Origin of the sequence: Nostoc spongiaeforme FACHB-130 (assembly GCF_014698475.1) — a bacterium.
GTDB lineage: Bacteria > Cyanobacteriota > Cyanobacteriia > Cyanobacteriales > Nostocaceae > Nostoc_B > Nostoc_B spongiaeforme.
The window spans coordinates 35,342-61,180 of sequence record NZ_JACJTB010000030.1 but is presented as its reverse complement, the minus strand read 5'-3'; the positions used below and the strand labels follow the sequence as shown (position 1 = coordinate 61,180).

22 protein-coding genes are annotated in these 25,839 nt (G+C 41.4%); 13 read left to right on the top strand and 9 right to left on the bottom strand.

From position 1 onward, the window contains the following. The first annotated feature begins 191 nt into the window (after positions 1–191). Together H6G74_RS20240 and H6G74_RS20235 are read left to right on the top strand one after the other, a co-directional pair. On the top strand, positions 192–2,108 hold the full coding sequence (locus tag H6G74_RS20240; protein WP_190969375.1) for a sensor histidine kinase: 1,917 nt from the start codon (positions 192–194) through the stop codon (positions 2,106–2,108). A 295-nt stretch (positions 2,109–2,403) separates the two neighbouring features. Continuing rightward, the gene (locus H6G74_RS20235; RefSeq protein ID WP_190969374.1) at positions 2,404–3,033 is read left to right on the top strand and encodes a Uma2 family endonuclease; all 630 of its coding nucleotides are present in this window, start codon (positions 2,404–2,406) and stop codon (positions 3,031–3,033) included. A gap of 262 nt (positions 3,034–3,295) precedes the next feature. Here the strand turns inward: H6G74_RS20235 and H6G74_RS20230 are convergent, their stop codons facing one another. Next, entirely contained in the window at positions 3,296–4,138 is an 843-nt protein-coding gene (locus H6G74_RS20230; protein ID WP_190969373.1) for a hypothetical protein, read from the bottom strand. 64 nt (positions 4,139–4,202) lie between these two features. Here H6G74_RS20230 and H6G74_RS20225 point away from each other — a divergent pair, with 64 nt between their 5' ends. From H6G74_RS20225 to H6G74_RS20210, 4 genes are all read left to right on the top strand, one after another. After that, a complete protein-coding gene (locus tag H6G74_RS20225) occupies positions 4,203–4,352 on the top strand; it encodes a hypothetical protein (protein ID WP_190969372.1) in 150 nt (49 codons plus the stop codon). Positions 4,353–5,344: 992 nt separating this feature from the next. Further along, the gene (locus H6G74_RS20220) at positions 5,345–7,696 is read left to right on the top strand and encodes a ribonuclease R family protein (protein ID WP_190969371.1); all 2,352 of its coding nucleotides are present in this window, start codon (positions 5,345–5,347) and stop codon (positions 7,694–7,696) included. A 19-nt stretch (positions 7,697–7,715) separates the two neighbouring features. Further along, positions 7,716–8,336: a flavin prenyltransferase UbiX gene (locus H6G74_RS20215; RefSeq protein WP_190969370.1), complete on the top strand. Its 621-nt coding sequence runs from the start codon at positions 7,716–7,718 to the stop codon at positions 8,334–8,336. Positions 8,337–8,596: 260 nt separating this feature from the next. Further along, positions 8,597–9,295, top strand: a complete 699-nt coding sequence (locus tag H6G74_RS20210) for a LapA family protein (RefSeq protein WP_190969369.1) — start codon at positions 8,597–8,599, stop codon at positions 9,293–9,295. Positions 9,296–9,443: 148 nt separating this feature from the next. On the opposite strand, the gene H6G74_RS20205 is transcribed toward H6G74_RS20210, so the two are convergent. Next, on the bottom strand, positions 9,444–9,644 hold the full coding sequence (locus H6G74_RS20205; RefSeq protein ID WP_062294935.1) for a hypothetical protein: 201 nt from the start codon (positions 9,642–9,644) through the stop codon (positions 9,444–9,446). 471 nt (positions 9,645–10,115) lie between these two features. Here H6G74_RS20205 and H6G74_RS20200 point away from each other — a divergent pair, with 471 nt between their 5' ends. The 3 genes from H6G74_RS20200 (at position 10,116) to argB (ending at position 13,739) form a co-directional block, all read left to right on the top strand. Continuing rightward, positions 10,116–11,753: an NB-ARC domain-containing protein gene (locus H6G74_RS20200; RefSeq protein ID WP_190969396.1), complete on the top strand. Its 1,638-nt coding sequence runs from the start codon at positions 10,116–10,118 to the stop codon at positions 11,751–11,753. Positions 11,754–11,988: 235 nt separating this feature from the next. Further along, positions 11,989–12,549 (top strand): shikimate kinase, encoded by a 561-nt coding sequence (locus tag H6G74_RS20195; protein WP_190969368.1) that lies wholly within the window; start codon positions 11,989–11,991, stop codon positions 12,547–12,549. Between the two features lie 296 nt (positions 12,550–12,845). Beyond that, positions 12,846–13,739 (top strand): acetylglutamate kinase, encoded by an 894-nt coding sequence (argB, locus tag H6G74_RS20190; RefSeq protein WP_190969367.1) that lies wholly within the window; start codon positions 12,846–12,848, stop codon positions 13,737–13,739. Between the two features lie 86 nt (positions 13,740–13,825). Here argB and H6G74_RS20185 read toward each other — a convergent pair whose 3' ends face one another. Next, positions 13,826–14,239 carry a hypothetical protein gene (locus H6G74_RS20185; protein WP_190969366.1) on the bottom strand — a complete coding sequence of 138 codons (414 nt, stop codon included), beginning with the start codon at positions 14,237–14,239 and terminating at the stop codon, positions 13,826–13,828. A gap of 151 nt (positions 14,240–14,390) precedes the next feature. On the opposite strand from H6G74_RS20185, the gene H6G74_RS20180 reads away from it, so the two are divergent. Beyond that, positions 14,391–14,921 carry a tetratricopeptide repeat protein gene (locus H6G74_RS20180; protein ID WP_190969365.1) on the top strand — a complete coding sequence of 177 codons (531 nt, stop codon included), beginning with the start codon at positions 14,391–14,393 and terminating at the stop codon, positions 14,919–14,921. Positions 14,922–15,072: 151 nt separating this feature from the next. Beyond that, a complete protein-coding gene (locus tag H6G74_RS20175) occupies positions 15,073–15,948 on the top strand; it encodes a DUF3153 domain-containing protein (RefSeq protein WP_190969364.1) in 876 nt (291 codons plus the stop codon). Positions 15,949–16,670: 722 nt separating this feature from the next. Here the strand turns inward: H6G74_RS20175 and H6G74_RS20170 are convergent. The 5 genes from H6G74_RS20170 to ebsA form a co-directional block, all read right to left on the bottom strand. Further along, positions 16,671–17,162, bottom strand: coding sequence for a YajQ family cyclic di-GMP-binding protein (locus H6G74_RS20170; protein WP_190969363.1), 492 nt, complete (start codon positions 17,160–17,162; stop codon positions 16,671–16,673). A gap of 70 nt (positions 17,163–17,232) precedes the next feature. Beyond that, complete coding sequence (locus H6G74_RS20165; RefSeq protein ID WP_190969362.1) at positions 17,233–17,628, bottom strand: MAPEG family protein; 396 nt, start codon at positions 17,626–17,628, stop codon at positions 17,233–17,235. 94 nt (positions 17,629–17,722) lie between these two features. Continuing rightward, entirely contained in the window at positions 17,723–18,226 is a 504-nt protein-coding gene (locus H6G74_RS20160) for a hypothetical protein (protein WP_062294944.1), read from the bottom strand. Positions 18,227–18,674: 448 nt separating this feature from the next. Beyond that, positions 18,675–19,769 (bottom strand): phosphotransacetylase family protein, encoded by a 1,095-nt coding sequence (locus tag H6G74_RS20155; protein ID WP_190969361.1) that lies wholly within the window; start codon positions 19,767–19,769, stop codon positions 18,675–18,677. Positions 19,770–20,099: 330 nt separating this feature from the next. Further along, positions 20,100–20,474, bottom strand: a complete 375-nt coding sequence (gene ebsA, locus H6G74_RS20150; protein ID WP_190969360.1) for a type IV pilus biogenesis protein EbsA — start codon at positions 20,472–20,474, stop codon at positions 20,100–20,102. A 511-nt stretch (positions 20,475–20,985) separates the two neighbouring features. Between ebsA and H6G74_RS20145 the strand changes: the two genes are divergently transcribed. Continuing rightward, the gene (locus H6G74_RS20145; RefSeq protein WP_190969359.1) at positions 20,986–22,392 is read left to right on the top strand and encodes a glycosyltransferase; all 1,407 of its coding nucleotides are present in this window, start codon (positions 20,986–20,988) and stop codon (positions 22,390–22,392) included. A 114-nt stretch (positions 22,393–22,506) separates the two neighbouring features. Here H6G74_RS20145 and H6G74_RS20140 read toward each other — a convergent pair whose 3' ends face one another. Next, entirely contained in the window at positions 22,507–24,453 is a 1,947-nt protein-coding gene (locus H6G74_RS20140; protein WP_190969358.1) for a DNA polymerase III subunit gamma/tau, read from the bottom strand. 399 nt (positions 24,454–24,852) lie between these two features. On the opposite strand from H6G74_RS20140, the gene H6G74_RS20135 reads away from it, so the two are divergent. Beyond that, positions 24,853–25,548 (top strand): hypothetical protein, encoded by a 696-nt coding sequence (locus H6G74_RS20135; protein ID WP_242051293.1) that lies wholly within the window; start codon positions 24,853–24,855, stop codon positions 25,546–25,548. Positions 25,549–25,839: the final 291 nt, after the last annotated feature.

Below are 25,839 nucleotides of genomic sequence, written 5' to 3'. Positions count from 1 at the left end.
AATTATGTTTACTTGTAAACCAGTGATCAACTGAGCCATCACTATCATAATTTGATAGTGAAAAAATAATCATGACTGATTTGTTTCTTATAGTTAATCTACTGGGAATACTAAAGGTAATTATTTTTAGGTGACGAACATAGTCGCACAGACTGAAAATCCAAATTACCAAATATCCTGACTCTCTTAATATGGCTGTTCTCAATTCAAGTTCATCAAACCAAAAAACTAATTACATTACACAGGCTAAATCAATAATTCTCCAATGGACACAACGCTTGCAAGTAGGACATAAAATTGCTTGCGGGTATGGAATAGCTTTGAGTGTGGCTGTTTGTGGAACCCTGGCTGGTTCACTGTTGGGAGATCATTACAACCAGATAGCCTTGGAAGCTCAAAAAGATGCTCTACAAGAGATTCAATTAATTAATCACTTGAAAATAGTTGAATTAACAACTAGGAATAAACGCCAGCAGTTAATTACTTATTTGGATAATCCCCAACTTTTACAACAGGAGGTTCTAGAACTGAGACAATCCATAACTGAGTTTAGGAAAACATGGTCACAATTGCAAGTTTTGGAAGGTAATTTACACACTAAAGCCGGAGATACAGAGGCAGAAATTGCCATAGTTCAAAACTTTATGCAGACTTATCAAGGAGTACCAGAAGCTTACCTGCAAAAAGTTGAGGAACTGTTAGTTTCATTCAAGCAAGAAAATTGGCAACCGAAAAATATTCAGGAAGCACAACAGCAGTTAATTAACTTCGGGCGTAGTCAGGATGTATCTAAGATTAACAATTTTTCTGAGGCTCTAACTCAGATGGTGGAACGAGCGGCGAGTGAATATAAAGATGCAGAAGAGATTCTCGCGTCGGCTCAAAAATTGCGATCGCAAATTATTATTACTAGCTTAGTCTTATCTGTGCTGTTGGCTGCCTGTTTAGCATTTTACACCAGTCGGGCGATCGCACAACCAATTCAAACCCTCACCCAAACAGTGCAGCATTCCATCCAAACATCTGATTTTGATGTGCAAGTACCAGTGACGGCGGGAGATGAAGTAGGTGTTTTGGCGAATTCGTTTAATCAGCTAATTCAAGCTATCAAACAACTTTTAGCGGAACAACAAAAAGCCAATCAATATTTAGAAAATCAAGTTGTTCAACGTACTCAAGAGTTACAAACAAATAATCAACATCTCCAAAAAACTCTAGAAGAACTGCACCGGACTCAATCTCAAATGGTGCAGAATGAAAAAATGTCTGCTTTAGGACAAATGGTGGCAGGTGTAGCTCACGAAATCAACAATCCAGTGAGCTTTATTTATGGCAATCTCAGTTATATCAAGCAATACACTGAAGACTTAGTAAAATTAATTCGTTCTTATCAAGAATGTTACCCTAATCCACCACAAGCCTTAAAAGCAGAAGTTGATAAATTAGAATTAGAATTTTTACATAAAGATTTACAAAAAATTGTCAATTCAATGGAAATGGGTGCTGTTCGTATCCGAGAAATTGTCAAATCTCTGCGAAATTTTTCGCGCTTGGATGAAGCAGAATTCAAAGCGGTAAATATTCACGAAGGTATTGATAGCACCTTAATGATTTTACAACATCGTCTCAAAGACCAGCCCAGTCATCCGCAAATTCAGGTCACTAAAGAATATGGTGCGTTACCGTTAATTGAGTGTTATGCCGGACAAATCAACCAAGTATTTTTGAGTATACTGACCAACGCGATTGATGCTTTAGAAGAAACCCATCAAAAAAGTCTAAAGCAACCTCTCACTATCTTGATTCAAACGCAAAAAAAATCTGCAACTGATATCTTAATTACTATTGCAGATAATGGTACAGGTATTCCAGAATCAGTTAAACCAAAATTATTTGATCCCTTTTTTACAACTAAAACTGTTGGTAAAGGTACAGGATTAGGCTTATCAATTAGTTATGAAATCATTACCGAAAAACATCAAGGAAAGCTTTGGTGTGAATCCAGTCTAGGAAAAGGTACTAAATTTTTTATTCAAATTCCCATTCAGCAAAATTTTCCCTCAGAAGGCAAAATTGAGGAGGCAATAAGACGAAGGGAATCCCCGTAAATAAGTAGGTCGGTGTAAATAATTATTGTTGGAATAAGGCAGGGAGCAGGGAGCAGGAGGAGAAAGCATTTGAGGCTTATTTACTTTTCTTTACATAGTTTGGTTTTATTGCATCGACTTACTTAAATTTAGAGGATTTAACCCTTAGACTGCGCTCAGGGTTAACGGAGAAGTATACGTTAAACTGTTGCAGACTGAACAAGGACAAAAAGCGATCGCTCAAGCTGGCTTTTTGCCTGTTACAAAAATGATTAAGAAACCGCATAACCAAAACACTTATATATGGAGGTTTTAAATGATTCAATCACTACCAATTACGATGACTGTTAACCAGTTTCTAGATTGGTATCCCGCTCATTCAACACAGTTTCATTACGAACTACATCATGGGTTTATCAAGCAAATGCCAACACCAACAGGCGATCATGAATTACTGATTGCATTCTTAATCAAGCAAATTTTGCTGGAGTGTGTCCGTCTTTCAAAACCCTATGACATTCCTAAAATGGGGTTTGTTAAATCAAATGAAGGTGAATCTGCTTTCTTACCTGACGTACTGTTGTTGAATCGCCTCAACTTAGTCAATGAGCCTTTGTGGAGAAACAAATCAACAGTTAGTCAACCATCATCAATCCCATTAGTTATAGAAGTAGTTAGCACAAACTGGCGTGATGACTACTTTACCAAGCTTGGTCAGTACGAAGCTATTGGCATCCCCGAATATTGGATTGTAGATTACGCGGCTTTAGGTGGTAAAAAATTTATTGGTAATCCTAAACAACCAACTATCTCGATTTACTCGTTAGTTGAAGGCGAATATCAAGTTAAACAATTCCGAAACGGCGAGCGCATCGAATCGCTAACTTTTCCCGAATTAGTTCTGACTGCTGAACAGATTTTTCAGTCTGCCAGTCCACTAACATAAGTGCGATCGCTAACTCTTATCTCTCGGTGTAATCTGTGTAACAGACACTTTGCTCAAGTCAAGCCAGCGCGTTGCAGAGCCAGTTACGTGGGCGGGTTACCCAACTTGAGCAAACTGGCGTGAGGTTCCTCCCGTTGTAGCGACTGACCTGGGAAACCCGCCATAGGTGTCCTCCTCTCTGGTTCGTTTCTGAATACTAAAATCTAAACAATATCAGCCATTTGTCCTTACCAATAACAAAGGACAAATGACTAATAACTGATTAAAACCCCGCGATGGGATCAGGTTGAGATTGGAGATATTGTAAAAAGCTGTGCAGTTCTTCTTCCGTCAGCAAAGTACGTCCCCGTTTACCGTAGGTTTTAATCAGATGTTCTCTTCCCTGTTCTGGTGTCCAGCCTAAACGTTGCAACTCCACATCGGTTTTTGCAATCACATCAGACAAATCAACTGCTTCTGCTTTCTTTTTTCTTTTACTGGTGGTTGTGGAAGTAGTTGCAGTTTCAGAAGAACTATAGTTACGGGGTGTAAATGGAGTGACATTACTTGCAGTCATTCCCGAAAAAGCAGGTGTTTCTGGCTGATGCGGAACTTCAATTTCTAAATTATCGACAGAGGGAACAAACGCTGGCTCTCGATTGGGAGTTAAAGGTAAGCTAGGCGTTAAATCTGGGGTATGAGTATCAATGCTTAATGCTTCCGCAGTAAATAAATCGGGTGTGATAGTTTTACTACTAGCAGCGACTGGAGATATTTCCGGTTTACTAGTCACTAATTCCAAATTCTTATCGGGTGTAGCAGCATAAGTTGATTCACTTACACCCACTGTTGTCTGAATCACAGGTGTAGGAGCTACAGAATTTGTCACTTGCGGCGATGATTCTGCCTGAGTTTGTGGTGTATTTGTTACTCCCAATACCATCAGCGCCCGGTTGCGGGCTTGGTCTTCTGCGGCTTCTACGGTTTCGGCTGCGGCTAAACCAGTAGCGCGGATTACACCATCAATCTGCACACTGGCTCTAACAATATATTTGCCTTGAAAAATGTCTACTAATTCGGAAGTTAAACTACCGTTGGGATACAAGCTCTGAAATTGAGCCAACATAATACTGTCACCAAAATCTAATGTCTGCTAAATCACGGGGTTAATTTTCCTGGATTTCTCTCTTGTGAGAAATCCAGGGGTGTGGGAGGGGTGGGAGGTGTGGGAGGATGGTGAAGAAATGTTTCCCATCACACTTTCCTCTCTCCCCACACTCCCCACACTCCCCACACTTCCCTCTCTCCCCACACTCCCCACACCCCCTACCTATGCGTGAAAAATTCGGGTTTTATCTATAGCAGGGAACAGAGAACAGGAAACAAGGATGTTTGACAATTATTCCTTGTCCTCATTCATCTGGCAACTGCGATATTTACCCCAATGGCGAAAGAGAGATAACTATAATATGTCCACAGTGAATCTATGGAAATATTTTAATTTAAGTCTATAATTCCTGGGTTGGTAGAGAAAAGTTTTCGGAAATCTCAGCTTTGGCAAAGTTGATTTGTCCAATAAAGCGATCGCCTACAACTCCCGCCCCATCCTCCAGCTAATTTTTCTGGTATCTTAAAATTCAGAGTAATGTTTATGCTTTATCTGTGGTGTTGTCATTGCAGCAGTAACAATTATTTTGAGGCATAATTAACTACTAGCTCTATTTATGTAGGTTATATCGCCTTGAGTGCTATACTATTTACCTAAATCTCTATTTAGAATTATTTCCTAGAAGTACGCTCTAAATCTACAATAATGGAGATAAGGTTCGCCCTCACTGCTTGTCTGACTGCTGACCTAATTGTGACCGATTCTACATGTGGGAATATTGGGTTAATCGGCAGTTTCTCCTAGTTAAACATCAGAGTCGGATAGCGTAAAAGCACCTTCAAGCTAGACAATCAAACACCTGTGGTTTTTCCGAATCGATCGCTTTTGGGTACTGTGGAGATGAACCTTAAGCCAACCTCTCAAAAACCCTTTGCGTAATTAATTAGCAGGTAAAACCCCCTCATCAGGCGTACTTTATCAGTTTGGTTCAGTGAAGGAGCAGAAAACGCCAGTCAACTCTGAAATGGTCATGCAGTGAGAAGTTCTCAAATTTGGGGAGTAAGTTGATCTCAAGGTAGGTTAACTTCCTCGATGGGGAACTTCACAGAACCATGCCTCAAGGCAACTCGTTTCCAGTTAGTTAGTATCTGTAGGCCGTGAGGGTATACAGAACAGAACCAGATTCAACCAACATGATGTTTTGACCAAAGGTCGGTTCACTGCATGGAATTTTCAATCGCTACACTCCTTGCCAATTTCACCGATGATAAATTGGTAGCTCGGAAAGTTTTAGAAAAGAAACTTGGCTGCGAAGATGAGGATAGTTTAGAAAAGCTGCATATTGCCTTAGATATTCTCGAAAAAATCGGAATTTTAGTCAAAGAACGGGGCAAATATCGCCGCGTCTTTGAAGAAGGGGTGATTGAAGCCAAGCTTCGCTGTTCTAGTAAGGGCTTTTGTTTTGCGATTCAAGATGTAGAAGGCGCTGAAGATATCTACATCCGCGAAAGTCATTTAAGTAATGCGTGGAATGGCGATCGCGTTTTGGTAAGAGTTCTCAAAGAAGGCAGTCGGCGGCGCTCTCCCGAAGGCGAAGTTAAGTTAATTTTAGAACGTTCTAATCACACTTTACTAGCCCGGATTAAACAAGTAGAAAGTGGTTTTCGCGCTGTACCTTTAGATGATCGCCTGTTGTTTGAACTCAAGTTGCAAACAAATGGGATGACTTTTGCCGAAGCCATCGACCATCTCGCCCATGTGGAAGTACTGCGTTATCCTTTAGCACAATATCCCCCCCTGGGAAGGGTCGTGCAAATTTTGGGTAGCGATGCGGAAGCCGCCGCCGATATTGATTTGGTGACTTGTAAACATGATTTATCTCGCAATTTTTCCGAAGCGGTACAAGAAGCAGCCGCGAAGTTACCCAAACGCATCCTGAAAGCGGACATCAAAACCAGATTAGATTTACGCAGTTTATTTACCTTGGCAATTACGGGGATCAATACTGATGCCAAGTTAGTAGAAAATGCTTTGAGTTTGGAAAAAACCAACAAAGGTTGGCGTTTAGGCTTTCACATTGCCGATGTTTCTCACTTCATTCAACCTGATGAAATTTTAGACAGAGAAGCCTTGAAGCGCGGACGTTCTGTGTATTTGGGTGATTTAGTATTGCCTATGTTACCAGACACTGTAGCCGATCGCTGTTCTTTGGTGGCGGGAAGCGATCGCCTGACACTCTCATTCTTAATTACCATCGACCCAACATCCGGGGAAGTGGAAGAATGGGAAATTCAGCCGAGTGTGATTAATGTTGATACCGCCATCAATAAAGACAAGGCGGAAGCAGTTCTCAGTGGTCAACCTGCTAAGGAATCTGAGGAAGTTATTCAGTTATTGCAAAACCTGGAAGGTTTACACCAAGTCGTCAAACAAGCACGCCTCGCCCGTGGTAGCTTGCAATTAAACTTGCCACCAAATCAAAATCCTTACTTTGATGAAGGAATGTTAGGTGCGGTTGTAGTGAATAATTTAACTGTGCGATCGCTCCTCACCGAGTTTACGCTATTAGTCAATCAACTAATGGCAGAACATCTGAGTGCATTAGGTATTCCCGCCATTTGGCGAGTCCAAGGCGCACCTGATCCCGAAGATGTCCAAGAAATGCTCAAACTGGCAATTAATTTGGGTGTGGAACTGACATTAGACCCCGAAGCGGATATCCAACCCTTAGATTACCAATTATTAACGCAAGCCTTTGCCGAATCACCTTCCGAACAGGTGTTAACTTATTTGTTGCAAGACACCCTCAAACCAGCCGCTTACAGCACCACCAAAGGCAGTCATTTTGGCTTGGCACTAGCGCAATATACCCACTGTACTTCGCCCTTACGCCGCTATCCCGATTTGCTCTTGCAACGAGTTTACTACCGACTGATTGAACATGGACGCGATCGCCGCACTACCCGCGTTAAAGACCGCGTTAACCTGCGTCATTCATCATCCCACATCGAAGTCAGTTGGAACGTCTTACCGCCCGAATTGCAACAAGAACTGCAAAGCGATTTAACCAGAGTCATCATTCAACTCAATGACCGCGAAAAAGAAGTCCAAGAAGCCGAAGCTGACTTGGCAGGGTTGCAAAAAGCCCAACTGATGAAACAACGCATCGGGCAAGTATTCCAAGGCGTAATTACTGGTGTGCAGTCCTACGGGTTCTTTGTGGAAATTGAAGTCCCAACCACAGACTCGCCCAAACAAAAACATCCCAGTGCGCCATTACGGGTAGAAGGATTAGTCCACGTTAGTTCATTAAAAGATGACTGGTATGAATATCGCGCCAGACAACAAGCCTTGTTTGGTCGAAAAAATCGTGCTTCTTACAGATTAGGCGATCGTGTATCTGTCCAGGTGAAGAGTGTCGATTATTACCGCCAACAAATTGATTTAGTCACCGTTGGCAGTGATGGCCTACCTAAAGGCTTAGGTAATTCTAGTCTTAACGATGACCGAGATGACATTTATTTGTCCCGTGACCTTGAACCTAACGATTTAGAACCATACACTGATGATGAATAAGTTTTGTTAAGAAAATCGCGTGTCACATCACACCAAGCCTTTAATCATTGGCGTATCAGGAGCATCTGGGCTAATTTATGCCGTCCGCGCTCTTAAATACTTGCTTGCTGCTGACTATGAAATTGAATTAGTTGCCTCTAAATCAAGTTACATGGTTTGGCAAGCAGAACAGGAAATTAAAATGCCAGCCGAACCAACTCAACAAGAGCAATTCTGGCGCGAACAAGCAGGAGTAGCCGTTGCAGGCAAACTACGCTGTCATCCTTGGAGTGATGTGGGAGCCAATATCGCCAGTGGCTCCTTTCGCACTTTGGGGATGATTATTATTCCCTGTAGTATGAGTACAGTTGCCAAGATAGCTGCTGGCTTGAGTTCCGACTTATTGGAAAGGGCTGCTGATGTCCAACTCAAAGAAGGGCGTAAACTAGTGATTGTCCCCCGTGAAACTCCCTTTAGCCTGATTCATCTGCGGAACTTAACCACCTTGGCAGAAGCAGGAGTAAGAGTTGTGCCAGCTATTCCCGCTTGGTATCACAACCCGCAAACTATCGATGATTTGGTAGATTTCGTTGTTGCCAGGACTTTAGATCAATTGGAGATTGACTGCATCCCCATTCAACGATGGCAAGGAAGGAAGTAAAAAGGTAAAAGTAAAAGGGTAAAAGTAAGATAGACTGTCTTTTACTTTTTTAGTAAGAATTCAGCACTCAGGAGTCAGAAGTCAGAATAATAAAGTCCAGTAGTAAATCAGTAGATTGATTTCTCAAATATTGTTCCTCATTCTTTAAGCCTTCTGGCTCCTGAATTCTGACTCCTGAATTCTTACCTTTTTACTCTTACCTTTTGTTTTCATTGACCTAAATAACTTTTAACTTTTGCCTTTTAACTTTTGCCTTGTTTATGGCTGTACTTCGCTTAATTTTATTAGTGGCAATACTAGGAGGACTAACACTTTTGTTAGTGCAGAACTGGTCGCCTGCCATATCGTTAGTATTTTTGGGGGTGCGTACTCAACCATTACCCCTAGCGATGTGGATATTATTCATTACTACTGCGGGTGCGTTGACATCTGTATTGATTACTACTTTATTTAAATTATCAAGTTATTTTGCAGGGCAACCGCAAGTATCCCCCAAATCACGAGTCACTCCGAGACGTGTCACCACACCGCGTAGAGAAGAACCTCAATCTCAACCTTATACTCCACCATCATCCTCTAGGTCAAATCAGACGGCTGAGAGTGAAGAATTTGATGATTGGGAAACAAGCAATAATAACGATGATTGGGATTTTGCAGAACAGTCAGAACCAGCGCCTCCAAGCAAACCAAAAACTCAGCCAGAACGCAATTTTGAACCAGAAGAACGCCAGCCAGAACCTAAAACTGCTTCTAAGTCTGGTTCGACCTACTCTTACAGCTACCGCGAACCAAAAAACACGGCGGCAGGCAAAACAGAATCAGTTTATGATGCTGACTACCGCGTGATTATTCCCCCCTACAAACAGCCTGAAGACGAACCCAAAAATACTAATGATGACGATGACTGGTCATTTTTTGAGGATGATGAATTTGGGGATGATGAAAAACCACGCAAGTGATTGAGTAGATTAGGAGCAGGAGGCAGGAGGCAGAAGAATTTTAGATTTTGGATTGCCGATTTTAGATTGAAAGAGTTTCCTAATCTAAAATCCAAAATTTAAAATCCAAAATTGATTCACTCAGCACTTTCAAGTCAGTCTACAAACTTCAGACTTCACATTTCACACTTCTTTCACGCGATTCTTGCTTGACTTGGCCATTCATCGCCGCTTCCTGTAATGACATAAAAGCATTGAAATCTTCTAAGTCATAGCGGGTAGTCAATAAATGGCGCAATTGGTTTTCTGCTTCAACCGTTAGATAGCCAGTTGCTAAAGCTTGATGTACAACGTCACGAATTCGAGTCATGGTTGATGCCTCTTAACACACCACAATTAATTTATTCGGGCTGATTCCGGTAGATTACGCATCGGTTTTGGTGTTTATACCTTAAATTTTGCAAAGCTTAGTTCTGACAAGCTCAAAAATTCAGTCATTTTTTACACCTTGCTTGGCAAAAGTTATTGATGAGAAGCTAGTTTCCAAGAACTTTAGAATTCCAATAATGTGATGTTGAAAACACAGTGGGATGCCAATCTAAAAATTCTCACAGTACAGACCAAAAGTTACGTAGATTTATGTTGACTGAGTTTGGTTGCTTAAAGTTTCAAACAAGCTTTATAAAAATTCCGTTAAGTCTAAAGATATCTAAGTAATAACTTCCAAGTCACCTAACAACAGTTAGCAAATTCGTTATAAATTTAATTTTGATTTATTCTGACTTCATCGAATAATAGTTAGGATATTTTCGGGGTTATATAAAATACATCAATAATGGTAATGATAACACCAGATGCAAATCAGGCAGAAGAGGAATTTTTTGAGGCTAAAAATAATTGGGAGTTAGAAAAGTTATACGTAGATTTAGCTTCAACAAAGGGTAAGGCTTTAACACCTGTAGAAAAGAAATTTTTGAGAGGTTTACTGTGTGGTTGTAGTCCGGCGGAAATTGCCAGTATAGTTTATCAAAGTCGCAGTAGTAGTACTGTGAGAGTTTATTTGTCTAATGGTTTATACAAGTATATAGAAGAAATGCTGAGTAATGCTGCTGGCTACTCAGTGAAAGTGAAAAATTGGAGCCGTGTAACTTATTTACTTGAGAAAGCTGGGTATAAGAAAATCAGGTTTCAATTACCAGCCGCCATTATTCCCCAACAAACACAAACAACTCAACAGATAGAGTTAGTCAAAACTCCTGCTACGTTGGTTCAAGATTGGGGTGAAGCAATTGATGTTAGTATTTTTCATGGTCGCACCACAGAACTCGCAAAAACTCAGCAATGGGTTTTGCAAGAAGGTTGTCGCTTGCTCTTACTATTAGGGATGGGTGGGATTGGTAAGACTGCTTTCTCGGTGAAGTTGGCACAAGAAATTAAACATCAGTTCGATTATGTTATCTGGCGATCGCTACGTCTTTCCCCTACCCCAGAGCAGATAATTGAACAGTTAATTCAGACTTTATCGCCCACACCAGAGATAGTAATTGCAGAAACTATAGAAGGACGCATCTCTCAATTGATAGATTTTCTGCGCCATAATAAATGTTTAATTATTTTAGATAATTTAGATGCGGTTTTAGCGAGTAATGATATTGATGCGAATTTAACAGTTAGTCACCAAGGGATAAAGAATCATGTTCCGGCTTTTATCCTGCCGCAAATTCAATATCGTTCAGGCTATGAAATCTATGGTGAACTGATCAGGCGAATAGGTGAGTCTCAACATCAAAGTTGCTTACTATTAACCAGCCGAGAAAAAACTCCAGAGATAGCAGCTTTAGAGGGTAACACATTACCTGTGCGATCGTTCAAATTAACTGGTTTAAATCAATCAGAAAGTCTGTCACTGCTGAAGTATAAAGGGTTATTCAATATATCAGCAGAAAAATTCCGCATCTTGTCAGAACAATATGCAGGCAACCCCTTATTTCTGAAATTAGTAGCGACAACAATTCAAGATTTATTTGGGGGTAATGTTGATGAGTTTATTCAGCAAGGAACCGTAGTTTTTGGGGAAATTCGCACTATATTAGACCAACAGTTTAATCGGTTGTCGCAGTTAGAAAAGCACATGATGTACTGGTTGGCAATGAATAAAAATGCTGTTTCAGTGCGACAATTGCAGAAAAACACCATACCAGGATTGTCGCCTAGACTGTCGCAAAGATTAATCTTAGAAGCTGTAGATTTGTTGCATAAGCGATCGCTATTGGAAAAAACTACACCTACGCCCATCGAACAACAAGCTTCTAGCTTTTCGCTAACTGTGGTGTTAATGGAGTATATCGTTGAACGGTTAATTGAGGAAAACTTGAAATTAAGTGACGAACAAGAAAGCTACTTTTTAATGAGTCAGACTATTTTTGCAGCCCACCTGAAAAACCATATCAAACAAAGTCGCTTGAATGCCGAGATTTAAAGTAAAGTGAGGAGTTGAGAATTTACTGGAGTAAAGCGACTGGCGAGCGTAGTTGAAAGGATAATACCATTTTGGATTTTAGATTTTAGATTTTGGATTGAGGCAGGCTTTACTGGTAAGCTTTTGGGCAATTCATTTGTCGCAATCATTCTTCAATTTGGTATAAGTTAACGGCAAGCCAAGACGCAAACAGTAATTCCCAATCCAAAATCTAAAATTTCAAATCTAAAATTGTATGAGCAGCTTATTGCAAGGAGTCAGCCTGTACTTGATTGGCATGATGGGCGCTGGTAAAACAACGGTAGGACGTTTACTAGCACAGCAGTTGGGTTATGGGTTTGTAGATACTGATGATGTGATTACTCAAGCCACAGGTAGATCCATCAATCAGTTATTTGCCGAAGAAGGAGAAGCTGCATTTCGCCAGTTGGAAAGTGATGTATTGGCACAAATTAGCGCCCATATTAAATTAACTGTAGCTACAGGTGGCGGCATTGTGCTGCGGCGAGAAAATTGGAGCTACTTGCGTCACGGTTTAATTGTGTGGCTAGATGTACCCGTAGAACTACTCTACACCCGCTTGGCAGAAGATACCACAAGACCATTACTGCAAGATCCTGATCCCCAAGGTAAACTGCGATCGCTCCTCGAACAACGCCAACCACTCTACGCCCAGGCTGATTTACACATCATCGTCAAAGAAGGTGAAACACCAGAGCAAATCGCTAACAGAGTGATGGCAGCCATTCCTAGCGTGTTGAAAACTACTGCATCTCACCAGAATGTAGAAAATTGAGCGATCTCCAATAAACTCTAGACTCTTGGCGCTCTTGGCGCTCTTGGCGGTTCGTTTCTTCAGATTCTGTGCATCTTCATACAGAACTGGTATAAGCTCAAAAAACTTGAGAGTTCATTTTTACAAGTTAGCTACTTATGAGAACATATCACTACCAAATATGAAACAGGGACTCTTGACTAGATACTAGGATTTTTACTCAGCACTCAGCACTCAATACTCAGCACTTCCAAGCAAGAGATTGTGACCAGTGAAAAAGTCTTCTACACTGACTGCATAGGTTTAAAATCTCAACCATGATGGTCAACGATACTGAGTATATCAGGCAAGCTGAAGCCACCCGTGTGCGGGTACTCAGCGAAGCACTACCCTACATTCAACAATTCGCGGGACGTACTGTTGTTGTGAAATATGGTGGTGCGGCGATGAAAGACAGCACCCTCAAAGACAAGGTAATCCGCGATATTGTCTTTTTATCTTGTGTTGGTTTGCGTCCCATTCTTGTTCACGGTGGCGGCCCAGAAATTAACAGTTGGTTAGATAAATTAGGCATTGAACCACAATTTAAGAATGGTTTACGAGTTACTGACGCTGCCACAATGGATGTTGTGGAAATGGTGTTAGTTGGTCGGGTAAATAAAGAAATTGTGGCTTTGATTAACCAAGCCGGTGGTATGGCTGTGGGGCTATGTGGCAAAGATGGTCACTTAATTACCGCCCGTCCCCAAGGTCAAGAAGGCATCGGCTTTGTAGGTGAAGTTAGCGGTGTTAATATCAAAATTTTAGAAACTCTGTCGAGTAATGGTTATATTCCAGTAGTGTCAAGTGTCGCCGCCGATGATTCGGGACAGGCTTATAACATTAACGCAGATACCATTGCGGGGGAAATTGCGGCGGCGCTGGGGGCAGAAAAGTTAATTTTGCTGACCGATACTAGAGGGATTTTAAAAGATTATAAAGACCCATCAACGTTGATTCCCAAAGTGGATATTCGGGAAGCGAGGGAATTGATTGCTAGTGGTGTAGTCAGTGGCGGGATGATCCCCAAAGTTAATTGTTGTGTGCGATCGCTCGCTCAAGGAGTCAGGGCTGCACACATCATCGATGGTCGTCTACCTCACGCACTGCTACTGGAAATCTTTACCGATGTTGGGATCGGGACAATGATTTCTGGTTCTCACTTTGCTTAAGTTATTGGTCATTTGTCCTTTGTCATTTGTCCTGTGTTCTTTGGTGTAACAAATGACTAATGACTAATGACAAAGGATTAACATCATTACCAAGGATGAGTGATAATCACCCGCGATCGCCCTCTAAATGGTGTCCGTTGCCAGGAATTATTGATAATCACTGGATTCACGATTGTGGAATCTTTAATAATGGGATTAATCAAAGTCGGATTCACCAGCGTGGAATTATTGAACCTGTCGTACCTGACTTGGGGATAATAATTGGGGTAGATGGTGCGGCTAGGTAAAAGCCCTGTTGTGGGATCTACGGGCATAGGCGTGGGAATCGGACTACCATAAATAAAAGAACCAACAGCAGGCGGCTGACTGACGCTAAAAGGATTGCTGCGATCAATCACAATCACTTGTTGGGCTGAAGCTGGAGTAATTACGGTACTCATCAATACCAAAGTGATTCCGGCTCCTAACCAATTCAGTTGAGAAAGCTTGATATCTACCATATTTTGCTCACCTGCATTGCATAATTAAGGGTTTTTACAGATGACTTCTAGTTAGAATTGTAAAAGCTTATTTACTTGAAGATTGCCAGGTTTTGAAAAGATTACAAAAAGATTACTGGCGTTGGCAAAATTAAAGCAGTGCTGATTTAATATGCAAAACGTGAGTGAACAAAGTTTAGAAATTGCCAGAAAGCGTTACCAAGCTGGAAGAATTGCCTTTGAAAATGGGCAGTATCGGGAAGCGATTGAAAATCTGGAAAAGGCCAGCGCCTTGTTAGCGCGGAATTCTCGCTTAGGGGGAGAAGCTCAACTGTGGCTAGTAACAGCTTATGAAGCAGCCGGCAGAAATGAAGAAGCGATCGCACTTTGCAAACAACTACAACGCCATCCCTATTCCGAAACGAATAAACAAGCTCGGCGATTGCTCTACATTTTACAAGCACCAAAGCTGAAACGACCCAGCGAATGGATGACGGAGATTCCCGATTTGGGTACATTATCAGATAATGAATCGAAAATGCGGGTGGCGACTAATACCCCCAAATCTTCCGTCAAGAAAAAACCTGCTGAACAGGAATTTGTTGATCTCAGCCAAGTTAATACCAAAGATAATCGCTTTATTTGGGTGGCGATCGCTGCTATTGGATTAATTCTCTCATACTTAACTTGGTTGGCTTTTTAAAATAGTCAGAAAAAGTCAAGATTAGTTAAGTTATTTGACTAAATCATATTAATAAGGATAAAGGATGAAAAAGGGTAAAAATAAAGGAATAATTTGCGATTTCATCCTTTACACTGCACCCTTAATCGATTTTTTCAGGAGAAATACAGTGATGAATTTTTCTAAGTTGGGAAAAATATTGATGTGGTTAACTCAACCATTGGGCTGGTTAACGATACAAGTCAGACACAACATTAACCGCATCTTTTCCCCAAGAAAAACTATTTTGTGGATAGTAGTGTTTACATCCCTGCTGTTATCTGGGTGTGTAAAGTATGATGTTGGCGTGAATTTTCATCACTCCAATAGCGGCGAATTAGTGCAGCATATTAAGTTAGGTGAACAACTTACTAGTTTTAGTGGTGATTATGTATATGCCTGGTTAGATAGTATAGAAAATCGGACTCGTAAACTAGAAGGCAAAGTCCGGCGTATTTCGCAAGAAGAACTAATAGTTACTATCCCCTTTAGTAATGGTCAAGAATTACAAACTAAGTTTAATGACTTTTTTAATTCCCATAACAATCAAAAAGTAGCGGCTACAAATAGTGAAGCTGATGCGGAATTACCGAAAATAGAATCTAATTTACTGCTATTCCAGAATAATTTTTTATTGTTAGTGCGGAATCGGTTAATTTATGATTTAGACTTGCGATCGCTGGCGTTAATTGCCAGTAAAGGTAACGTCATTGCTGATCCAGGTGCAATTCTCAATTTAGAATTTAGCTTAAACACTCCCTGGGGTGCAAAAAATATTCAACTCACCGAAAATGCTGTCGAACCAGAAAAACAAGGTAATCAACTGCTATGGCGACTCCAACCCGGTGAACTCAATCATATAGAAGTAGTATTTTGGCTTCCCAGTCCTTTGGGTATTGGTGCTTTATTAATTGTGTTGTTTGTTTGGGGTGGATTATACCTCCGATACAATTTCATGCCAGATCCCAGAATTCAGTTTACGCCGCAGCCAACTGCTACAGAACCTTAATTTATCAAGATAGAATTCAGGAGTCAGGAACCAGAATTCAGAACTTAATTCTATGCTAGTGGCGGGGATTTTCCGCCACTCATTGATTCTTACTTCTTCTTCAAAGCCACGAATTCTATTCTTTATTATTTCTTTTTACTTTTGCCTTGTTGTACTAGGTAGTACTCCCGTGATAGTTCTACTCCATACCATCCACACCAGTGATTTCCACGTAAATAGCTTCAAAACAGTTATTTAGCAAGGATCAATCTTTCTATTATCCTCTTACTGCCAAAACAACCCAGTGAGTACAAGAGGTAAAAGTATTAATATCGACACAATTAAAACAACAGTTGCTGGGTCAATTTTAATTGTATTCTTCTGTGGATCACGCATTTGACTAATCTCGAACAATAACTATACTTATAACTATTCTCTATGAAGATGTACCAAATTATTTTGGGATATAGAGCAATAGGTTTCACTCTACATATTTTGTGTTGAAAATAAAAATAACTGCCAACGAACAAAAACTCGCTGGCAGTTTCTTGGAAAAATTTTAACTAGTACAGGTCGGCGTAAATAAACAGACTATAAGAAATTGCTAAAAGGCTTGTGGTATCGTTATTCTTTCTTTTTCCTTTTGCCCTTCGGGTTCACCATTTGCTTTATGCCGGGAAACCCGTCCACCGCAATGGCTCACCTTTTTACTTTTGCCTTGTTGTACTAGATTTAAGCATTTCCTAACGATAGTTTGTAAATTGTAATGCAACTGGGTAGTCTTCTTGTTTTAACCGTTGAATAACAATTTGCAAATCATCTTTTGATTTAGCAGCAACCCGCACAGCATCACCTTGAATTGAAGCTTGCACCTTTTTAAATTCATCACGAATCAATTTAGAAATTTGTTTGGCAATTTCCTGGCTGATGCCTTTTTTGAGGGTGATTTCTTGACGTACACGATTACCACTTGCAGATTCAACTTTGCCAAATTCAAAAATCTTTTGAGAGAGACTACGTTTGGCAGCTTTTTCGCGGAGAATGTTGTGTACAGAATCTAAAGTAAACTCACTGTCGGTATTAACAGTAATAGTTGTTTCACCCAACTCAACTGTAGTTTTAGTATCTTTGAGGTCGTATCTACTGTTAACGTCTCGCACAACTTGATCAACAGCGTTCACTAATTCTTGCCGATCAAAATCGCTCACAATGTCAAAGGAGTAAGTTGAAGCCATAAAAAATGTTAACTTTGGGATTGTGGATGAGTTTATTGGTAATTGGTATTATCTCTCCTCTTCCCTAATTTTAAGTATTTGCTTGCAGGATGCTAAAGAAGAAGAGAGTTGCAGAACTCAAAGAACCAATAGCAAACATCAGCGATCGCAAAAGCGGTACATTCAAAATATAAAAGATAGAGTATAACAACCGCGTCACGACAAAAGCGATCGCCGCAACTACAGCCACACTAGAATTGACATTAGTGACATAAGCCATCAATGCGGCGACAGCAAAAATCATGAATGTTTCAAAAGAATTTTGATGCGCCCAAGTCGCTCGTTGAGCATAAGGTGGCAATTTATCAAACATCGCGCGGGGTGCGGATATATCATATCCCACACTCAACCGGGCATACGCCACCAGCAAAAACGGCAGATAAATTAATACAGCAGCTGCGGCAATACAGTACAAAAAAATAGTCATTAGTTACTAGTCCATAATTATTAGTCATTGGTCATTGGTCATTGGTCATGAGTGAATTGCAAATGACAAAGGACAAATGACAACGGATAAATGACTAATCAAAGTAAAACAAAGTTACTACTTTTCTTTGTTCTTCAGCATCTCCACAAGTTTGTAGCAGAGTGCGACTGTCATGAAAAGCAAAACAAATTAACTGCTGACAACGAGAGACAATCTCTTTGTTACAGATGTAACTAGCTTCAGCTAGAGTCAGGTTATCGTTACTGGGATTTTCTACCAGGTGCATTACCTGTTCTAACTGTTGCCGAGATTCGTAAGGCTGACGTTCCAAGCTTTGCGGCAGAATTACAGTCAGCAAATTGGGATCAGCCCGCATTGCGCCCTTGATGGCAGCTGAATTTGTTCCCGTCGCCCCAGAGGTAATAATCCGATTGCCTGATAACACCAAAGCGTATGTCATCATTTCAATCAGATTTTGATGGGTAATCGGCACATGACGAGAACCCAGCAAAGCAATTCGCTTAGAACCTGTTTGCTGGATTGTCGCCAGTTCTTGCGCTAATGTATCGAGGTTAATTAGGTCTATTGACTGGCTCAAAGATAAAATTAATTAGAATTGAACGACCTAGATATTTTACCAAACAGAGTGTAGGTAGACAGCCAGCTGAAGTTAGACATTGCTACAATTTTTGAATTATTTAACTAAGTAACTGGCTAAGTGAGTCAATAGTTAACAGTCAATGGTCAAAATCAGGCTTTTGTGAACCTTGACCAAGCCAATTTTAGATTTTGGATTTTGGATTTTGGATTCTTTAGGGTACAAGCCCCACCCCTAGTGGGTGGAAAAATCTAAAATCGTTAATCCAAAATCCCCAAGCACCGCACCCTTGTGGTCGGGGTCAATCCAAAATTGCAAATCTAAAATCCAAAATTACTTGACCAAGCCAATTTTAGATTTTGGATTTTAGATTTAACCCAGCAATCCAAAATCCAAAATTTAAAATCTAAAATTCAGAGGGTCAATCTCAAAGATGCTTGGTGTATGGCTAAGATAAGGCTGCTGCTGTACTTAAGCCCAGTTTCAGTAATAAACGCTCAATGTCAAAATGCTCATTCATCAATTGGCGGATGCACTGCACTTTAATTGGTTCATGGACACGTACTTGACCAAAAGTCCGGTCAACAATTTCTACGGTGGTCAAGGTGTCTAAGTCAACAGACAAAATGGGAATTTCCAGTTCTTCAGCACGGCTGAGAATAAATTGCGGCGGTGGTAATTGTCCTGTGAGAATTAGGCATTGAGTTGAGGTTTCTAGAGCAGCTTGTTGAATTTCTACCCGATCGCCTCCTGTTACCACTGCCATGTTACGCCGTTTACGGAAATACTTGACAGCTGCATTGACATTCATCGCCCCAATGGCCAGACTTTCTACCATCAAATCTAAGCGATCGCTACGGCAGAGAACTTCAGCATTTAACTGGTTGACTAGTTCCCCGACTCTAACACTCCGCAGTAAATCATTTTTCGGCAGTGTTCCTAATACGGCAATTCCTTGCTGTTCCAAAAATGGACGCACGAGATTTTCGACCATTTCCAATTCTTTGGGAGGAATATCATTGAGGACAACACCCACCAAGCGATCGCCCACACGCTCTTTTGCTGCCAATACCGCATCTAGAGAAAGTAGCGAATTGTAACGATTAACCAACAAAACCGCAGCGTCTAACACTTCTGCAACTTGTAGCGTTGATAAATCAAATAAATGTCCTTCTGTTAAATTGCCTGGCCCCTCCAGTAAGACTAAATCGCCGCGAGTAACTTGTAAATATTCCTGAATCAACGACTGGCGATAATTGTTGTTATCTTCGCCGCTTAAACGTTTTTGGACACTGACTGCATCTAAAGCCAGCATGGTAGGCGCAATGCGGTTAGCTGCTAGATTCAGGCTAGAAGCAATAAACTGGACATCTTCTTCAATTAAAGTACCACCAGAGGTTGTCAAACAAGTTCCCAGTGGTTTGCCGTAAGCAATATCCAGTCCTTTTTGCTGTAGCTGATAAGACAAACCCAAAACTGTTGCAGATTTTCCGCTATAAGTTTCGGTTGAGCCAATCAGCAGATGTTTAGCAGATTTCGGCACACATGCACTCCTAATTTCAAAAGGAAGTAGAACCCAGCTAGGTGTTTACTAATTTTAGTTTGTTCCAGCAAAAGACTTACGCTCTTAGCGAGCATAGTTTTTGAGTGAGAACATTTTTTTGGTGAAAAAAATAGCTTTTATCTACAGTATTGATGCTGTAAAGTTACTAACTACTTGGTATTTAAAATAATGCTTAAAATGTTATGGGCTGGATGCCAAATATATCCACTAAACTATGTCTCAATACTCGTAAGCATAACTGTCTGGGCTAGGTTAAAGGGAAATAGTTTTCCCTTGTAATCCTATACCCTAGACTTTCAGGGAATTGATTTATTCATCAATACGCAGCAACTTTCTGTAGAATGATTGCGAAAAGTCTGGGACACGATAACGTTTATAGTTTTCCATTAATTCAATTAAAAAACTAATAAACTCAAAGCTGGCCATCATCACTTCATAACTGAGTTCAGCATTACCATCAAACTGCATTCGGCAGCGCGTTAAGTCTGAAGGTAGGGTGGCCACATTCCAAGAAGCAACAAAGGGAATATTTTCACTGGCTTCTATTTTGCGGTGTCCCTCCAAAAGACCTTTTTGATAGAGACTGATGGCGTAGGGCAAGAAATTTCGCTTTGTACCCTGAATATAAGGCAAGTAAACGCTTGCTTGCTGCTGAGTTGCGGGCTGGAGTTGCTCAATAGACATTGTTGAATATTCCTCAAGTTAGGTGAAACTGGGGATATTAGTCGTTGTCAATAGTATTCCCAAAAAAATTGTTGTAATACACACTACAGAAGCAAAACTCTCAGGAACAGCCTCAAAATATTCCGCAAAAAATGTTAATTAATGGCAATAATCAATAAGTAATTCTTTGTATTTTGTCTTTTTAGTTTTGAGTTTGTGATAGTGCCAGCAAAGTTAGTACTAAGAAATATTAAAATTTCGGTTACAATAAGGCTGCATTAGCTTTTATCCAAGCTGGGGCAGTAGCGGCGAAAAAACCTAACATTAGGTCTTAAGACGCTGATTGCAATGTCTCACAACCCAAAGCTGTGTCTATCTTGTAATTACTTTGTTGAATTTACCGTTGCCCTGAAAAAGCAACGTAATTTTGATACAGCAAGTAAAGCTAGATGGCAAAGTCAAAGTTTGACGTTACAGAATTCCCAGCTTATTTATGGGTGTAGAAAAATACTGGTATCGCATTAAGTAACCTATGCCAGCGAACTCCTGGCCTGAAAACGATTCATACAAAGAGCTTGACCCGTTAGATTCTCTGTTGGCTGACCTATCGGCTACAGAAGATTCATTGGTAGGGACAAATCGTTTGTCTCAACCATCCCGGTTTCAAGGACGTAGACGTAAAGCCGCTCTGGTGTTGTCAATAGTTTGGAGTGGTACGATCGCTCTACACTTAGCTTCTTGGGCTTACATTTTTATTCTGGGGTTGACGACAATCCTGGGTATTCATGCCTTCGTGGTGATATTCGCTAAACCTCGCCGCTATCAAAAAGAAATGCAGGGTGAATTACCTTCTGTATCTTTGTTGGTAGCTGCCAAAAATGAGGAAGCGGTGATTGGGAAGTTAGTCAAGAATTTGTGCAATCTGGAATATCCAGATGGACAATACGAAGTCTGGATAATTGACGATAACAGTACCGACAAAACACCGCAAATCCTAGCAGAACTGGCGAAGGAATACAAAAAACTCAAAGTACTGAGGCGTTCCGCCCAAGCTAGTGGCGGTAAGTCGGGAGCATTAAATCAAGTTTTGCCGCAGACAAAAGGCGAAATTGTTGCTGTGTTTGATGCTGATGCTCAAGTGCCATCAGACTTGCTACTCCAGATAGTACCTTTGTTTCAAAGAGAAAAAGTTGGTGCGGTGCAGGTGCGAAAAGCGATCGCCAATGCCAAAGAAAACTTTTGGACTAAGGGACAGATGGCAGAAATGGCACTGGACACTTGGTTCCAACAGCAGCGCATTGCTTTGGGTGGGATTGGCGAATTGCGGGGTAACGGTCAATTTGTCCGCCGCACCGCCCTAGATAGTTGTGGTGGATGGAATGAGGAAACCATCACCGACGACTTGGATATGACCTTGCGCTTGCATTTGGATAACTGGGATATTGAGTGTGTCTTCTCCCCAGCCGTGCAGGAAGAAGGTGTGACAAACGCGATCGCGCTTTGGCATCAGCGCAACCGTTGGGCAGAAGGTGGCTATCAGCGTTATTTAGATTACTGGGATCTGATTCTGAAAAATCGCATGGGAACCCGCAAAACCTGGGATATGCTCATGTTTATGATCACCATGTACATCTTGCCAACGGCTGCCATCCCAGACTTATTAATGGCAATTGCCAAGCATCGCTTACCACTGCTAGGCCCAGTCACCACCTTGTCTGTGTCTATGTCCGTGTTGGGAATGTTTGCCGGACTAAGGCGGATACGTCAAGAGCAGAAATTCACCGTTGCGACTTATCCGGTGTTACTACTACAAACCCTGCGCGGCACATTATATATGCTGCACTGGTTGGTAGTGATGAGTAGTACCACCGCCCGGATGTCCTTTAGGCCAAAGCGCCTGAAATGGGTAAAGACAGTACATTCTGGCAGTGGAGAATAGAAAGGCAAAAATAAAAAGGCAAAGGGCAAAAGAAATACATTCTTTTGCCTTTTTATTTTTTATTTTTTACTTTTACCTTTTTACTTTTAACTTTTGCCTTTTAACTTTTGCCTTTTAATCATCAACCTCCACTTCCTCCACCCAATCCGACGGAGTGATAGAACCAGATAAATCGGAACCATCATCAGCAAAACGGACAATCTGCCCGTCGAAAAATTGTGCTAAATGTTGGGCGGCTCTTGTGACTTCCTCCCATTCTTCTGATGAATTTTCTGTGGGTTGTGGGGGAGGTTGGATGTTAGCAGTACCATTACCATTTGTGGGATATTCTGGTATTACAGGTGGCGGTGTGACTGGTTGTGGTGCTGGTTGTGGTGGCGGTGTAAATGCTTGGGGCGTTGGTGCTGGATGATGGTTGTTTTTTTGGGGCAGAGAAGGTTTGTGAACCCCATTAGAATTATTGGTTGATGGTTCTTTTTTTGGGGGAGAAGCAGTTGCGGCTGTGGCTTTTTCTAGGCTGACTTCAACGTTGCGATTCACAGTCTGCTGAAAAGCCCCAGCAATCATGGTGAGGTCAGATTTAACTTTGTCGTACCATGCAGGTTTAACACCTACACGCGCACTATTACCATCAAACTCAATCAGATGGCACATTTGCCCTAATAATGCCCGACGGGGAAGTAACTGAATATTACTCAGTACTTGCTGCCAAATTTGGGTTAAGTCTGGTTGTGCAGTTTCTGGTGTGATTTCTGCGGTAACTGGTTCAGGCGGAAGCGGTGAGACGGTTTGCGGGTTTGCAGGTATGACTTCTGTGGTAACTGGTTGTACAGGTGGCTGATTTAAAGGTGCAGTGTGAGGCGGTGGTGAGACGGGTTGCGGGTTTGAAGGTGGCGGTGATGGGTGATGATGATTTTGTGGTGCTGGGATATTGACTTTTGGGACAACAACTGTAGCTGCTGGTGTAATACTGGCGCTGGGTAACAATCCGAGTAATGTTACCTCTAACCACAAACGCGGCTGGGTAGTATTTTTAATTTGAATTTCTGCGGTTCGCAGGTGTTGTTGTCCTGCCAAGATTGTACTGATGTGTAAATTTTGGGCTAACTCAACTAAGGCTGCCCAAGTTTGTGGAGTACAAGCTATTAAGTCTTGGCGATTGGGGGCTGTTTTAGCAATGAGTAAGTCGCGGTAGAGGTTGGCAAGATTTTGCAGAATAGTGAGTGGTTCTCGTCCTCGGTCGAGAATGTGGCGGCTACAGTCTAAGATTGTTTCTGGGTTATCTTGAGCGATCGCATTCAATAAGACTAACAAGTCCCGTTCACTCACAGAACCGACTAAATCCCAGACTCTTTCCGGTGTGACTTGCCCCGATAATAAGGCTAATTGGTCAAGTAAACTTTCTGCATCCCGTAACCCACCTTGGGAAATTTGCGCTACTAAGGTGACTGCTGCTTCCGAAATATCAATGCTTTCCTTCCAGGCGATCGCATTTAAATGCTTCACCATCGCCTCTAGTTGAATGCGTCTAAAATCGAACCTCTGACAACGAGAAATAATTGTGGGTAAAACTCTTTGTGGGTCAGTGGTTGCCAGAACAAAAACTACGTGTTTAGGTGGTTCCTCCAGTGTTTTTAGTAACGCATTGAACGCCTGAGTACTGAGCATGTGACATTCATCGACCACGTACACTTTATACCGACACTGCACTGGGGCGAATTGTGCTTTTTCGATGAGTTCGCGGATATTATCGACACCAGTGTTACTAGCGGCATCAATTTCTATTACGTCTAACGAGTAGCCTTTGGTGATTCCCTGACAGACATCGCATACCCCACAAGGTTCGGCGGTGGGTTTGTCACTTTGAAGACAGTTGAGGGATTTGGCGAGAATCCTGGCGCTAGATGTTTTACCCGTACCTCTTGGCCCGGTGAACAAATAAGCCGGGGCAATTTTAGTTGTACGGATAGCATTAATTAAGGTGGTAGCGATCGCCTCTTGCCCCACCAGTTCAGCAAAACTCTTTGGGCGATACTTGTGGTGCAGGGGTTCGTAAGGCATGGAAGGAAAATGTCAATTCATTTTCAGAATCGATTTTTACATAAACGCCCAAATTGGCGCTCACATATTTTAAACGCAGGGTGTCTGTTTTCCATAATTATAGTACATTTGAACTAAACAGTCATTAGTCATTTGTCATTGGCTAATAACAAATGACTAGTACAGGTCGGCGTAAATAAGCAGACCATTAGAAATAGCTAAAAAGCTGACTTGATAAGTATTATTTCTTTTTACTTTTGCCTTCTTACAAAGTTAGGCGGGACGGAAACCGACACCGCCTACTTTGCGCTTTTTACTTTTGCCTTGTTGTACTAGTGACCAAGATTGTACATTTTCTTAACTGCACTACCGCCATCTTCGAGAGCGATCGCTACAATCTTAGGGTAGACAATACAATTTATGGTGGGACAAATGCTCAAGCGGTTAATTCGATGGCTCAAAAACCTTTTTCAGAGCTTATTTGGCGGCAAATCAACGCCGAAAACAGCCGATGTAAATGTCTCTCAAGAGCCAGCACCGCCTCTGAGTGATACAGACTTAGAATTTCTCTTCACCGAACTGCTAGAAGGCGTACATCAGGCACGGGGACAAGCTTGGGCGATCAAGTGGCTGCATAATATTGAGCATCGGGTTTCCACAGAACGTTGGCTAGAGTGGTTACACCGTTTTGGGGAAAGATTACTGGCTGCACCGACACCAAATAATGAGTTAGCAGCGCGGCTAGTACAATTAGGCGATTTGGGCGTAGGTGAACTGGGCGATGAAGCCTATGAAATTGGGATGCAATTATTGACACGCAATTCTGGCGAAACCATCTGGGAATATGATGGGCCAGATGCTTTCAGTAACAATTCCCCATCAGAGGATGACCAAATATTACAAACAGAAACAACTGATGACTCTGCCTCAGAAGCAGATTACCAAACTGTCACCTTAGAGCAGTTGTTTAGCATGATGCAGGAAGATGAAAACCTACGTCAGCAGATTTCCCAACAATTAGGAATTGAGTCGGATGATGCAGAAGTAATTATCAAAGAATTGGTGCATCAATACTATATGCCCAGTAACGCACCATCTGATGAAGCGACAACTTAATAGGATTTTGGATTTGTGATTTTAGATTGAGAGCTTAAAAACTAGCAATAGTAATACTGTTACCTCCTAGCGCGAAAGTGCTGAGTGCTGAGTAAAAATCTTAGTCCCACTTTCAGACTTGGCAATGAAACAAGTTTCATCGGGACTACCTTCTGACTCCTGCCTCCTGCCTCCTGCCTTCTGCCTCCTGCTATAACAACTAACAAAGTTTTGTATATTTTTGATAAACATCTACCCGATAAACCCGTTAATGGCAGTGGGTTTCACGCAAATCTAGCGTTTTTTGACATA